The organism is Allohoeflea poritis, from assembly GCF_027889715.1.
GTDB classification, from domain to species: Bacteria; Pseudomonadota; Alphaproteobacteria; order Rhizobiales; family Rhizobiaceae; genus Hoeflea_A; species Hoeflea_A poritis.
The window spans coordinates 263935-277441 of sequence record NZ_JAPJZH010000005.1 but is presented as its reverse complement, the minus strand read 5'-3'; the positions used below and the strand labels follow the sequence as shown (position 1 = coordinate 277441).

Here is a 13507-nt window from a genome sequence, read left to right as displayed (position 1 = left end):
TTTAGGCGATGATGGGTCCGGCCGGATCGTCTCATCGGTATACGACCTCTTGCCCGACCCACCGGCGTCGTGCTGCTATACATCGCCAGCACCAAAAGGCGACCACAAGCAAAATAATCTGGAGTGATCCATGCTCGACCTACTGATCCGCAACGCCAATCTTCCCGATGGCCGCAGCGGCGTCGATATCGCCGTTTCCGATGGCCGGTTCGACGCCATTGAACCGGGTCTGGACGCACAGGCGAGAAAGACGATCGATGCGGACGGACGCCTGGTGACGCCGCCCTTCATCGACCCGCATTTCCACATGGACGCCACTTTGTCGCTCGGCCAGCCACGGCTCAACCGCTCCGGCACGCTGCTCGAGGGCATTGCGCTGTGGGGCGAATTGAAGCCGCTTTTGACCCATGAGGCCGTCGTGGAACGGGCGCTGCGCTATTGCGACCTCGCCGTCGCACGCGGCCTTTTGTCCATCCGCAGCCATGTCGATGTCTGCGACGACCGCCTGTTGGCCGTTGATGCCCTGCTGGAGGTCCGTGAAAAGGTCAAACCTTATATCGACCTGCAGCTTGTGGCTTTCCCCCAGGACGGCCTGTTCCGCTCGCCGGGCGCGGAGCGCAACCTGCTGCGGGCGCTCGACAAGGGTGTCGATATCGTCGGCGGCATTCCGCATTTCGAGCGCACCATGCAGGACGGCGCGGCATCCGTTCAAAGGCTCTGCGAGATCGCTGCGGAGCGCGGTCTTCGGGTGGACATGCATTGCGACGAGACCGACGATCCGGCCTCGCGCCATGTCGAGACGCTCGCGGCGGAGACGGTTCGGCTGGGTCTTGAGGGACGGGTCGCCGGCTCGCACCTGACCTCGATGCACTCCATGGACAATTATTACGTCTCAAAACTGATCCCGCTGATAGCAGAGGCGCGGATCCATGCGATCCCCAACCCGCTGATCAACATTACCCTGCAGGGCCGCCACGACACCTACCCGAAGCGGCGCGGCATGACGCGTGTGCCCGAACTTCTGTCGGCCGGAATCAACGTGGCGCTCGGCCAGGACTGCTGCATGGACCCCTGGTATTCGCTCGGCAGCGCCGACATGCTGGACGTCGCCCATATGGCGGTCCATGTCGCGCAGATGACCTCGATCGACGCCATGAAACAGGCTTTCGATGCCGTCACGGTGAACTCGGCGCTTGCGATGGGGCTCGACGATTACGGAATCGAAAAAGGCCGGCCGGCGAACTGTGTCCTTCTCGATGCGCGCGATCCCGTTGAAGCCATCCGTCTGAGGGCGACGCGCCTTGCCGTGATGCGAAACGGCGAAATTCTGGCGCAGACGGAGCCATGCGCGACCCGTATTAACCTGGACGGACGGCCTAGTACGCTCAACCCGGCGGATTATGCGCCCGTTGAGGCCTCAGGCTGATACGGGAACTCGATCAGGCGCGCCGCCGCATCAGATAGATAAACGGCACGGCGACGAAATACATGGTGATGCCGTAGACGCCCGAAGGCAGGCTGAAGGGCGGCAGGCCGCTGGCGGCCTCGACGATCAGGCTGCCCACCGTGATCCCCAGCGTGCTGTTCTGGACGCCGGTCTCGATGGCGATCGCAACACCGTCCGCATGGTCGAGACCCATGACCCGGGCGATGCCAAGCCCCAGCATCAGCAACACGATATTGAGCACGACAAGCAGCGGCCCGAGCAGCACGAGATTGGCGACGAACAGGCTCCAATTGGCGGCAAGCGCGCCGATCACGATCACGACGAACAGGACCAGCGCGATGCGCGACACCGGCATCTCGATCCGGTCGGCGAGCGATGCCGCGAAATGGCGCAGCGCGACCCCGATCGCCACCGGTACGGCGGTGATCGCGAACATGGCGAGCGCCAGCGCCGTCACATTGATATCGGGCGCGGCCTGGCCCATGAAATGATCGGCCGCCCAGGCAACGAGCAACGGAACGGTGATCACCGATACGAGGCTGACGACACCGGTCAGGGTCACCGAAAGCGCCACGGCCCCGCCCGCGAGCTTGGTGATAATGTTGGAGGTCACACCGCCCGGACAGAATGACAGGATCATCACGCCGACCGCCAGTTCGGGCGGCAGGCGGAACAATTGCAAAAGCAGGAACGCCACGACCGGCAGGACCACGATCTGCGAAGCGGCGCCGGCGAAAAACGCCTTCGGCCGCGCCACCACCCGGGCAAAATCCGCGACGGTCAGGCCAAGGCCCAGCGAGAACATGATGAAGGCCAGCGACAGCGGCAGGAAGACGCTCAATAAAATGCCCAAGATACCCCTCCGGTTTTTGCCGGATTATAGACCGGCATCGGCGTTTGAATAGACCTTTGAATGGTTTGGGACCGTGGCGCCCGACACGGGCAATTCGGCAACCGGTTGCGCCCCTCGGGCCGAGGCGGAAAGAGATTTGACCGGATCGCCGAACCGCCACGTTTTCGCCGGAAAGTTTGTCGACATCGGACGTGCGGCGGCTTCAGCGTAGCGTTCGAAATAATTGTTGAGTTCAAAAAGTCATTGAGTGCGGGAACAAAAGTTGAGCCTCGCAAAATCAGGGAAGAATCTTATGAAACCAACCGTAATCATGGTCGGCGCGGACAAGGGCGGCGTCGGAAAAACCACGACCTCTCGCGCATTGCTGGACCATCTGGCCCGAAAGAACATGCCGGCCCGCGCCTTCGATACCGAGAACCCGCGCGGCACGCTCAAGCGGTTCTATCCCGACATCACCGAGATCATCGACCTGAACTCGGTCGCCGACCAGATGAAGATACTCGATACGCTGGATTCGGCGGCGGTCAAGGTCACCATTGTCGATCTGAAGGCCGGAAACCTGTCATCCTCGTTGGACACGTTCGACCGGATCGGCGTTCTGGAAGCCGCCCGTCACGGCCAGTTCGACCTCGGCCTGATCCACGTGGTGGGTCCGTCCGTGGCATCGCTCGACGAGATCAACGAGATCTCCGAATACATCAAAGGCATCAACTACGTCATTGCCCGCAATTTCATCAACGAAACGAACTTCTTTGAATGGGACGAGAAGACCTTCAAGAAGTATTTCGCCGATCTGCCCGACGCACAGGAAATCGATATTCCGAAGCTCAATGAAATGGCCTATGAGCAGGTCGACCTCGCCGGCGTGACATTCTCCGATTTTGTCGACAACAAGGACGCACGCGGCGCCGACGCCACTTTCTCCTTCGTTCTGCGCGGCTATGTCCGCAAATGGGTTTCGGACCTCGATGCCGAGTTCAACCATCTCAGCCTGCTGCAGAATCTCGGCCGCGCCGGCAGCGAGACGGCGGCCAAGCCCAAGGCCGAGCCACAGCGGGCGGCAAAGAAGTAGACAAGCTGTTAGGATACGGGGTTAGAGTGACCTCGTATCCCGGACGCGAGGGACCGGGGCGAGCAGGAGTCCTGCCATCGGCGCCAATATTCACATCATCTGTTCCGACGAGGCCCGCAACGGAAAGACCATTTTCGCGCGGCTCTATGCCGAGCTTTTGCGCCTCGGGACCGACGACCTGCCGCGCATCGTCGACACCGATTATCCCCACGGCACGATCAAGCGCTATTTCGGCCACGAATGCACCACCATCGATCTGTCCCGTACGGACGGCCAGGTGCGGCTGTTCGACAGCATTCTGGAAAACCCGCAATTCGATTACGTGATCGACCTGGAAGCCCACCACCTCGAACGCTTCTTTTCGATTTTTGACGATATCGGCTATGAGAAGGCTGCTGCGGCAGCGGGTATGGGCGTGGCAGTGTTCTTTTTTCTCGACCGCACGCTGGCCTCGATCCAGGCGGCCGTTGCCCTGCGCCGGCAGCTCGGTTCAAGCCAGTTCGTTCTGGTCCGGAACGACGCGATCGGCGCCTTTCGCGCCCCGGTCTATGGCGAACACGATCTGATGAAGATCGGCATGGACCGGCAGATCCGCCTTCCCGCCCTCTCCGCCGACGCGCTCGACTTCGTCGAGGATCCGTCCTTCAATTTCACCGATTTCATCATGCAGCGGCGCCAGGGCCTGCCCGACTGGCTGAGCGATGAATTGTGGCGCTTTCTGGAGACGATCTACCAGCAGCAGCCAACCGGCACGGCCGAAAGCCTGTTCACCGCTTGAGCAAGCATGTGCTGAAAACAGCATTCATAAACAAATATCAATGCGCAATAAAGAAATCGTATATTTCAATATATTAGAGAAAATACACCGAACAAAGCACTCTGTTTTCGGATAAATAATTAAAAGAAAGAGTCCAATACGTATTTTTACATATGTATTGCCTGTTTTTGGCTAGGCAGGCGATCGACAAGCAAAAGTTCCGTGATCCAATGGCAGACGGCAAAACGCACCACAACCGAACAATGCGCTCGGCGACAAAGCTCTTGAAAACGGTTCGCAATACGGTCGACGTGCACAAAAAAAATTGTTACCAGATAAGCATTCACCACCAACAGCGGAATGCCGCAAATTCTACACACAACACACCAGGAACGTTCATAAGCGTTTAAATCTTCCGCGCGACTGAAGCAGGTGGAAAGATAAAAGTCCCCGCGTCTGTAATTCCAGAAATATCAGAAATAAAGTATATCGAAATTGAGAGAAATATCGAACAAATACGTCCCCGTTTTCATTATCGCGGTATCTGTATTTATACTGGCACATTCATCTTTTAACATGATAACATATAGAAATTTCGCGCCGTATTGGGATATGGTGAAAGTTCTGGATGTTATTCAAAATAATGTACCTTTTGTAGACTTCAATCCGATATACTTCCTGGACAATGAGCACAGGCCGGCTATTCCGCTGCTTGTATGGTATTTTGATCTTGTGGCATTTGGATCGTCGGGCTTGTTCCCGCTCCTTTTACTATACGCTACCATTCCATTTATCGCTTATATTGCAAGCGGATGGGCATACGGAAAAAACACGCAAATTCTGTATTCGTATGGAGTGACTGCGTCCGGCTTGGCGCTGCTTCTGTCGTTTCAGAACTATGAAAATCTGGTTTGGGAAAAACAAGTCCATGTATATTTTTCCATTCTCTTTTCATTGCTGGCATTTTTGAGCATATCCAAATGCCTGGAGAGCCGGGCAAATCACAATTTTTACGCTATAGCCTCTGGATTGTTCGCATTGGCAGCGTCTTTCAGCTTTGGATACGGGCTTGCATGTTGGCCGCCTATCTTATTGTTTTCGATGCTCTCTCGAAGTAAAACATCATCTTTTACGCCATTTTTCATCGTACTCGGCTTTTTTGTATTTACTTTTTTAATTTATATTTCGGGATTCACTTTCGAGAAACACCATACGGATCCTGAACAATCTCTGGTGAATATTGCTGGGCAGTTGCGTTATCTCGTCAGTTTCTTTGCGATGCCAATGAGTTCGGCGCATTTTGGCCCCGCTGCATTTATTATTTCAGCGGCTTTGATTATTGCTTGTACTTTGCGGTCCCTTTGGTTGTTGTTCACACCAAATGGCCGGAATCGGCTAACCGGCGATCCGCGTATCGCCACCAGCTTGATGATCTATGCATTTTCATTTGGAGCAGCCTATCTTACGGCGCTCGTCAGGCTTGATGTCAATGACGGGCAGGATTCAAGATATGCGGTCATTTCCATAATTTTTCTGATTTGCGCAGGAGGCCTGTTTCGTAACGCAGACCCGATGTCAGAAAAAATCTGGCCACACAACAACGCATCTGGTCTGATTGCAGCGTCATTCCTGACGCTAACGCTTGTTAGCAACTATTTTAACTCCGATATCATTCGGCATCGCCATCATGAGATAAAGCTTGCCGCGATAGCCGCTGATTTCGATGTGCCCATCGCGGAAGTCGGTCATCAGCAGCTCTACCCAACTCAAGATGCCTTGCGGCGAGTTTGGACATTCCAAAGAGAGGCTAACTCCAATATTGTGGACTGGACGCCGTTTCGCTGGCGCGGACAGCTCCTGGATGAAGCATTTTCGAACGCTGATAATTTCGCCTGCATTGGTTTTCTGGACCACACAAAAAGAGTGCCGTCATCTGAGGGTGCTGCACTGATCTTCGGCTGGGTACGTGGCGGGGAAAATCTGGAAACGCCCATAGACTGGGTCGTGGCTGTCAATGATGCCGATCAGATTGTCGGTCTTGCCGGCGGAGGTTTTCGCCGACAAGACGTTTTCGACCATCTAGAAAAAGAAGGTTACATGACTGGCAATTCTGACGCGCTACACTCCGGGTTCTCGGGAATTGTAAGAATGGCAGAGGATGGTCGGATCCGACTGTTTGCGGTTGGAAGCGATGGATCGCTCTGTCAGTTTGCGACAGCGCGTTCGCCGGAAATCATAACAGTTGACTAGGGCGTGTCTCGTGACTTCGCCCTTGAGCGCGAAGATGCAGGCTGGCGTGTGGGCTGGTTGCGGCAAATCTGCAGGGCCGCAAAGTTGGAGCAAATCAATAAGGATGCACAAGGAAGCCATATCCGTTCCCATCAAACGCTCCCCATCGGGGCAGAACCGCATAATACGAAAACAACCTCAGCGGTTGCTCAACCCAAAATCCATGGCTGTATTTGTTGCAGGACCTGATGAAGCAGCTGTTCGAATCTGGTCATCACTGACTCAAAAGGCGCCGTTAATATGAGCTATGTGGTTCTGACACCCATTTATGAAGATAAAAATGCTTGCGCTCGGCTATTCCGTGAACTCGCCTCGTTCATGGGCCGCGACATATACGTCATTGCTGTTGACGATGGATCGGTCCGGCAACCGATCAACCCTGATTTGATAGCTGAAGCGGGTTTGGAAGGGGTGGTGCTGCGGCTCAAACGGAATGTTGGCCATCAACGTGCCATCGCGACTGGCCTGTCATACATTGCTGAAAAACATCCCGATGCCACAACCATCGTGATGGATTCTGACGGTGAGGATGCACCAGATACAGTACATAAGCTGCTTTCCGCGCTTGAGTCGCCGACCGTTGACGCCGCTGTGGCTCGCCGCACCAGCCGCTTTGAGACACTCAAGTTCAAGGCGTTTTATCAGGTCTACCGGGCAATCTTCCGCCTGCTGACCGGCAGAGAGATCGGATTCGGAAATTTCATGGCCTTACGCCCATCGGCGGTCCGGCGATTGGCGGCCATGCACGAGACCTGGATCCACGTACCGGCCAGCGTATTGGCCTCCAAGCTAAGGGTTGAACCATGTCCGATTGCACGCGGCCCACGCTATTCAGGGCAAAGCAAGATGAATTTTCAATCTCTTGTGCTCCATGGTTTTCGTGCACTCATGGTTTTTGCTGAAGATGTATTGGTTCGAGTAGGCCTTATCTGCATCCTGGTCATGATGGTATCGGTGGCCGCGATGCTCGTTGCAGCGGTACTCAAGATCTTTGGCTTGGCAACTCCAGGCTGGTTCTCGACCGTTCTTGGCCTCCTAATTCTCATTCTCATTCAGACCGGCACATTAACACTGTCCTTTTTGATGCTCGCAGGCATCGCGCGCGGTGGGCCGGCAGTTCCTGTCCAATACGAAGCTCTGATTGATGAAGTCATTTCCACCAGCTAGGCTGCCTTGGGTGGAATTCGCTCTCTTTGTGTTGAACGGGCTATTTGCAACTGGCGTCCACTTTGCATCCCTATCATTTCTTGTAGAAATCGCTGATCTGCGTCCGGTCGGCATTGCCAACTTTTTCGCTGCATGCATTGGCATTGGTTGTTCATTCACAGGTAATCGCTACCTGGTCTTTCGGGACCGGCAAAAGGAATCGTTTCTTGAAGAATTGGGACGCTTTTTGGCACTCTATTTCGCTATTGCCGTTGTCAGTGCGACCGTACTGTTCGTTTGGACGGATCTCGGCAACCGCAGCTATCATCACGGTTTTCTGATCGCCTCCGCCATACAGTTTTTGCTCAGTTATCTGGGCAATCGCTATCTGGTCTTCAACAAAAGATAGCTTATGCAGCGATCCGAAATAAATTTGAATTTTCAATCATTTGAGGAGGGCTTGGTCAAGTTTGGTTTGCATGCCGCACGTTCAATAACCACCACATGCAGTGGAGTGCTTCAACTGCATCGATTTCATCATGCGGCATCGCCAGGGCCGGCCGGCTTGCTGAGCGATGAACTGCGGCGCTTCCTAGAGACAATCCAGGCAGCAGCCAACCGGCACGGCCGAAAGCCTGTTCACCGCTTGAGCGGTCGCTGGAAATCGCCGTCAGATAAACGGCAATTCGCGGAGCATTGCCTGGACCGCGCGCCCTTCCTTGTGGATCGTGACCTCGGTTCCGGGTTTGATTTGCGTCGAAACGAGCGCGAAGCCGATATTTTGTTTCAGCCGGTATGACCACACGCAGTTGGTCAGATCGCCGATCTTTTCGCCATCCGCGGCAATATCGAACCAGCGGAAAGGCAGGGCCGTCGGTTTTTCATCGTCAAGCACGGCACCGAGCTGGTGCCGACGCGGCCCCTCAGCCTTGATTGCCCTGAGCGCCTTGATTCCAACGACATCGTCGGGAACGTCGAGGTCCACAAACGCGCCGAGGCGCACCTCGTAGGGATTCGTCGCATCGTCCGTATCGCCGCCCCAGGACAAGAGCCCGCTTTCGATGCGCTCGCAGGCATTGGGATTGCCGGGGCCGATATCGAATGGCGCACCGGCCTCCTTGACGCGGTTCCACAGACCGGCGCCCTTCGTTCCGTCCATCAGGTAGATCTCGAAGCCGCCCTGTTTCGACCAGCCCGAGCGGGCGACGGCGACCGGGATGCCGTCGATCTCGGTCTCGGCGAACCAGAAATATTTGAGTGTCCGCACCCAGTCGCCGAAAAGCGAGGCGACCACGTCCTCTGCCTTCGGCCCTTGCACGGCGAGCGGCGAAACATCGGCCTCGGTAACCGCGACATCGAGCCCGCGCTCGGCGGCGATCGCCCGGGCCCAGAACAGGATGTTGGAATCGGCGATGGATAGCCAGTAGCGGTCCTCCGCAAGCTTCAGCAGGATCGGATCGTTGATCAGCGTGCCAGCGTGATTGCACAAGGCCACATATTTGCCCTGGCCCTCGACGCATTTCGTCAGGTCGCGCGGCGACAGGACCTGCGCAAGCCGGCCGGCATCGGGACCGCGCAGCTCGATCTGCCGTTCAACGGCGACATCCCACATGGATACGCCGTTGATCAACCGCCAGTATTCGCCCTCCGGATCGCCATATCCGGTCGGCATCAGCATGTTGTTGTAGGTTGTGAAGCTCGTTACCCCTTCGGCCACGGTTGCGTCGAAAAAGGGCGACGGGCGCAGCCGCGCCGAGGGCGTTATTCCATACATCGGGCGTTTCCAGTTCGTTGTTTTCTTTAAAGGCGATTAGACGCGCCATTGCACCGTCGGTCAAACAAACGATTTTCCGGCAAAGACAAAATTACGTCACCCTTGGCCTTTGTCGGCGATCCCCATTGACCTTGATGTTCCGTCTGTTTGTAGTATGGATATCGGCGATCCGCCCGCTTCACCGACGGGCCGGATCAAGCGGTCCCGTAGCTCAGCAGGATAGAGCATCAGATTCCTAATCTGAGGGTCACAGGTTCGAATCCTGTCGGGATCGCCAGTTTCCTCGAGCCCCACCACCTTTCAGCCGAATTCCGTACATAGATTCGTCAAAGCGATTCGTTTGGGGTGGAACATGAAATCGGTAGCATTGGATGTCCTGCGCCCGCTCGCGCTTCTCGGGGGCATTGCCGTATGCCAGTCGGCTTACGGCGCCGGTGCGGTTCCCCAGATGCCGGTGGCGACAGACAGTTATCGCTGCGATGGCGGCAAGACGCTCACCGCGGCTTTTTTCGACGGCGAGTCGAAACCGCCGGCCAGGCAGGGAATGCCACCAACGCCGGGCGGATCGGTCGAACTCACGCTCGGCGACGGGCGTACCCTGAATTTGCCGCAGACGCTGTCGGGAAGCGGGGTGCGCTATGCCAACCGGGACGAATCCACCGTCTTCTGGAGCGTCGGCAAGGGCGCGCTGCTCGTCGAATCGGGCACCGCGACCTATGATCATTGCATGGTTGAGAAAGAATTATCCGAGTGATCGCGGCGCGCCCCGCGACGCCGAATTCATTTACCCAAAAAAAGGCCCCTGCAGCGAGGGGCCATCAAAACGCGCCTGGTAAAAGGTTAGGGGTAAGGCGCACAACCAAAATCCACCATGTCAATGCAGTAAAGGTACATCAAGGAGGTCTTTACCGACCCCATTGGACCCTAACGCGGGATATAATGGGAATAGAATTGTTGTAGCGCTGCCATGCCGGTTTTTTATCGCTGGCTTCAAGCATCAGCCACTTCAGCCGCCTTCACCTCGGACGCCGTGCGGTACTCGGCCAAAATCTCCGGGCAAGGGTAAAGCTCATCCATTGAAACGGAACGGCCATTGTCCTGAACGATGCGCACATGCATGCGGCGCAGGTGGCGCGGCCGGCGCACGCCGCAGGAATGAGCAATCACCTCGACCTCGTGGATCATGTTGGTACAGTAGCCGGCGACGCGCACCGCCTTGCTCTCAGGATTGAGGCCACGCTGCAGCCGCTTGTTGTGGGTCGTGATGCCCGTCGGGCAGGTGTTCCGGTTGCATTTGAGCGCCTGTATGCAGCCGAGCGAGAACATGAAGCCGCGCGCCGAGGTCACGAAATCCGCGCCGGCGGCAAGCGCCCAGGCGACCTCCGAAGGCGTGATCAGCTTGCCCGAGGCAATGACGCGGATGCGCTCGCGCAGCCCATATTTCTGCAGGATGTCGACGACGAGCGGCAGCGATTCCTTGACCGGCAGGCCGACATTGTCCATCAGCGGCATCGGCGCTGCGCCGGTTCCGCCATCGCCGCTGTCGATGGTGATGAAATCCGGGGCGCTTTCGATGCCTCGCGCATGGATCTCCTTGCACATGGTCTCCAGCCAGCCGAAAGCACCGACAACCGCCTTGAAGCCAACGGGCTTGCCGGTGACGTCGCGGATGCGGCCGATCACATCCAGCATCTCGGCGGCATTGTCGATTTCCGGATGGCGGTTCGGCGAAATCGAATCCTTGCCCGCGGGAATGCCGCGGATCGCGGCGATCTCCTCGGTCACCTTGATCCCCGGCAGGATGCCGCCCTTGCCCGGCTTGGCGCCCTGGCTCATCTTGAGTTCGAACATCCTGACCTGCGGATGCGCCGCCACCTCCTTCAGTTTTTCGTCGCTCATTTCGCCATTCTCATCGCGCACGCCGTATTTCGCTGTGCCGATCTGGAAGACGATATCGCAGCCGCCCTCAAGGTGATGCGGCGACAAACCGCCCTCGCCGGTGTTCAACCAGCATCCGGCCATGCGCGCGCCGTTCGACAGGGCCCGCACCGCCGGTGTCGACAGGGCCCCGTAGCTCATGCCCGAGATGTTGAACAGCGACGGCGCCTGGAAAGGCTCGCGGCAAAAGGGGCCGATGTCCAGCGGCTGCAATTCGGCGGCATCCTCCGAGAGCGTCGGAAACGGACAATTGACGAAAATCGCCGTGCCCGGCGGCGTCAGGCTCTTGCTGGAGCCGAAGGCAACCGTGTTGTCCTTGTTCTTGGCGGCCCGGTCCACCCATTCGCGCTCGGCGCGGTTGAAAGGCATCTCCTCGCGGTCCATGGCGAAGAAATACTGGCGGAAGAACTCGCCCAGCATGGAAAACAGATATCGGAAGCGGCCAAGCACCGGATAGTTGCGGCGCACCGCATCGCCCGTCTGGCTGACGTCGAGAATGAACAGGACAGCAACGACAAGGACGACCAGTCCAATCGCGAATACAAAAAGGGTCGACAGGAAACTGAGCGTTCCCATGACGAACTGGCTCGACAGGCTGTCCATGGCGCGGCCCCTCTGGCTCGGATATCAATACATGCGCCGAAGCGGAAAGACACAGTGTCCCGCTCCGGCACAAGATTCTATCTAAATGCGCCGGCGGGCCAATCAATGGCAAAACATAATCCGGTGAAAAAGCCGTGATCGATTGCGCCCTTAAAGGTGGGGGCTACCCGGCCACCATTGCAGGCTGCTGCAAAAGCGTCGCCAGGACAGCGGCATCGGCAAGGCCTTCAACGTCCCTGGCCGCTTCGATGAGGCGGTCCTGACCTGCGCGGTCGAGCACGCCCGCGCAGCACGAGCGGACCTTGGCCTCGAGATCGGCGTCGGACAACGGATTGTCCGGGCCGCCGCGATAGCGCTCGTCCGCCCAGCCCGCAACCTCGCTGCCATCCGTCAGGCGGATGGTGATGCGCGAACGCATGACGTCGAAGCCCTGCGCCTCGATCTCCTGGTCGAGCTCTGTGCGGATGCGGCGCTGCATGGTCTGCATAACATCGCTGCGGACGAATTCGTCGGAGAATTCCCGTTTCCCGGCGCTGCGCGCCAGGGCGATCATGGACAGCGCGGCCGGCAGCGAGAACTTGGCCTGCAGATGATTGGCAGCGACGGGATAGCGGATGGGCTTCAGAATGTTGGTGCCGGCATGCACGGTAACGCTTTCAATCGCCTGCGGCGCGATATCCGCATCACTCACCAGCCGCAGCATCAAGTCGATGGTCGGATGGGTAAGCACGCCGCAGGGATAGGGTTTGATCGAGACGCCCGGCTCCAGGATCGACCAGGGCGAACCGAAGCCCTGCTGGCTGACCTTTTCATGACTGACGCCGCCGCCGTGAACGGCGAAAAAACCCCACGGGCCATCCAGCGCCGCAGGATCGGCGCCATAACCGCGGGCGGCAAGCAATGCCGCCGTGATCCCGTTTTCGCAAGCCCGCCCCACATGCAACGGCTTTGTCATGGTCCCGAAATTGCAGCGTATGCCCGCCGCAAGACTTGCCGCGATGCCAAAGCCGGCACGCAGTTTTTCGCCGCTCAGACCCAGCAGCTTGGCCGCCGCGACATAGGCCCCGAACGTTCCGACCGTGCCGCTCGAATGCATGCCGCGCATATAATGCTGCGGCAGCATCCATTCCGAAATCTTGCACTCCACCTCGAACCCGGTGAGGAAGGCGAGCATGAAGCGACTGCCGTCGACGCCGCCGAGTTTCTGCGCCATGACGATGGATGCCGTCAGCGGCGGAATGGTCGGATGGGTCAAAAGGCCGTAGATGTGGTCCGGATCGCTGCTGACCTGGGTATCGTCCCAGTCATGCGCATGGCCGGACGTGCCGAGGACGCGGGCCGCCATCGGCGCCGGAACCCTGTCTGACCGTCCCGGCAGAAGCGCATCCTCGCGCCCGCCTGTTTCACGGGCTTCCTCGATGAGGATTTCGACCATCTCGTGATCAGAGCCGGCAACATAGAGCCCCAGCCCATCGAGCACACAGCGCTTTGCGATCCGGGTGGCCTCTTCCGGCAGATCGGCATAGCCGGTGCGTTCGATGAAGTCGGCCGCGGCATCGGTAATGGCGGTCTGTTCGGGCATGTCGGCAAAGATATTCCTGGCGACGGACATCGGGTGTGATCCTTCT

Annotated in this window: 11 protein-coding genes and 1 tRNA gene; 8 read left to right on the top strand and 4 right to left on the bottom strand. The window is 57.7% G+C overall.

Annotated elements, in window-relative coordinates; genetic code table 11:
- Window positions 1-130 precede the first annotated feature (130 nt).
- On the top strand, window positions 131-1426 hold the full coding sequence (locus tag OOZ53_RS10575; protein ID WP_271089480.1) for an amidohydrolase family protein: 1296 nt from the start codon (window positions 131-133) through the stop codon (window positions 1424-1426).
- A 13-nt stretch (window positions 1427-1439) separates the two neighbouring features.
- Here the strand turns inward: OOZ53_RS10575 and OOZ53_RS10570 are convergent, their stop codons facing one another.
- Window positions 1440-2300 carry a bile acid:sodium symporter family protein gene (locus OOZ53_RS10570; RefSeq protein WP_271089479.1) on the bottom strand — a complete coding sequence of 287 codons (861 nt, stop codon included), beginning with the start codon at window positions 2298-2300 and terminating at the stop codon, window positions 1440-1442.
- A gap of 292 nt (window positions 2301-2592) precedes the next feature.
- Between OOZ53_RS10570 and OOZ53_RS10565 the strand changes: the two genes are divergently transcribed.
- The 5 genes from OOZ53_RS10565 to OOZ53_RS10545 all read left to right on the top strand — a co-directional run bounded on the left by OOZ53_RS10565 (window position 2593) and on the right by OOZ53_RS10545 (window position 7973).
- The gene (locus tag OOZ53_RS10565; protein WP_271089478.1) at window positions 2593-3372 is read left to right on the top strand and encodes a P-loop NTPase family protein; all 780 of its coding nucleotides are present in this window, start codon (window positions 2593-2595) and stop codon (window positions 3370-3372) included.
- A gap of 157 nt (window positions 3373-3529) precedes the next feature.
- Window positions 3530-4150, top strand: a complete 621-nt coding sequence (locus OOZ53_RS10560) for a hypothetical protein (RefSeq protein WP_271089477.1) — start codon at window positions 3530-3532, stop codon at window positions 4148-4150.
- Between the two features lie 591 nt (window positions 4151-4741).
- Window positions 4742-6379, top strand: coding sequence for a hypothetical protein (locus tag OOZ53_RS10555; RefSeq protein WP_271089476.1), 1638 nt, complete (start codon window positions 4742-4744; stop codon window positions 6377-6379).
- A gap of 279 nt (window positions 6380-6658) precedes the next feature.
- A complete protein-coding gene (locus OOZ53_RS10550) occupies window positions 6659-7585 on the top strand; it encodes a glycosyltransferase family 2 protein (protein ID WP_271089475.1) in 927 nt (308 codons plus the stop codon).
- A gap of 10 nt (window positions 7586-7595) precedes the next feature.
- A complete protein-coding gene (locus OOZ53_RS10545; protein WP_271089474.1) occupies window positions 7596-7973 on the top strand; it encodes a GtrA family protein in 378 nt (125 codons plus the stop codon).
- Between the two features lie 261 nt (window positions 7974-8234).
- On the opposite strand, the gene OOZ53_RS10540 is transcribed toward OOZ53_RS10545, so the two are convergent.
- Window positions 8235-9338, bottom strand: coding sequence for a glycine cleavage T C-terminal barrel domain-containing protein (locus OOZ53_RS10540; protein ID WP_271089473.1), 1104 nt, complete (start codon window positions 9336-9338; stop codon window positions 8235-8237).
- Window positions 9339-9538: 200 nt separating this feature from the next.
- On the opposite strand from OOZ53_RS10540, the gene OOZ53_RS10535 reads away from it, so the two are divergent.
- Together OOZ53_RS10535 and OOZ53_RS10530 are read left to right on the top strand one after the other, a co-directional pair.
- Window positions 9539-9615 (top strand) — tRNA-Arg (locus tag OOZ53_RS10535).
- 75 nt (window positions 9616-9690) lie between these two features.
- Window positions 9691-10092, top strand: a complete 402-nt coding sequence (locus tag OOZ53_RS10530) for an MliC family protein (RefSeq protein ID WP_271089472.1) — start codon at window positions 9691-9693, stop codon at window positions 10090-10092.
- A 236-nt stretch (window positions 10093-10328) separates the two neighbouring features.
- On the opposite strand, the gene OOZ53_RS10525 is transcribed toward OOZ53_RS10530, so the two are convergent.
- Together OOZ53_RS10525 and OOZ53_RS10520 are read right to left on the bottom strand one after the other, a co-directional pair.
- Complete coding sequence (locus tag OOZ53_RS10525) at window positions 10329-11879, bottom strand: FMN-binding glutamate synthase family protein (protein ID WP_271089471.1); 1551 nt, start codon at window positions 11877-11879, stop codon at window positions 10329-10331.
- A 163-nt stretch (window positions 11880-12042) separates the two neighbouring features.
- Window positions 12043-13491: an MmgE/PrpD family protein gene (locus tag OOZ53_RS10520; protein WP_271089470.1), complete on the bottom strand. Its 1449-nt coding sequence runs from the start codon at window positions 13489-13491 to the stop codon at window positions 12043-12045.
- Window positions 13492-13507: the final 16 nt, after the last annotated feature.